Origin of the sequence: Pseudomonas sp. K5002 (assembly GCF_013386655.1) — a bacterium.
Lineage (GTDB): Bacteria > Pseudomonadota > Gammaproteobacteria > Pseudomonadales > Pseudomonadaceae > Aquipseudomonas.
This window is the reverse complement of sequence record NZ_JACARK010001577.1, coordinates 1-282: the sequence shown is the minus strand read 5'-3', so window position 1 is coordinate 282 and position 282 is coordinate 1. Positions and strand designations below refer to the sequence as shown.

Here is a 282-nt window from a genome sequence, read left to right as displayed (position 1 = left end):
GCCTCCGGCTCCGGCAAATCCACGCTGATGAATATCCTCGGCTGCCTCGACCGCCCCACCGAGGGCGACTACCTGTTCGCCGGGGAAAACGTCGCCCGGCTCGACAGCGACGAACTCGCCTGGCTGCGCCGCGAGGCCTTCGGTTTCGTGTTCCAGGGCTATCACCTGATCCCATCCGGCTCGGCCCAGGAAAACGTCGAGATGCCGGCGATCTATGCCGGTATCAGCGCCGCCGAACGCCATGCCCGCGCCAAGGCCCTGCTCACGCGCCTGGGCCTGGCC

The 282-nt window shown here is 68.1% G+C and carries 1 protein-coding gene; it reads left to right on the top strand.

The window, feature by feature from the left end:
* The coding region (locus tag HX846_RS40170; protein WP_256740512.1) for an ATP-binding cassette domain-containing protein at positions 1-282 on the top strand (282 nt) is incomplete at both ends.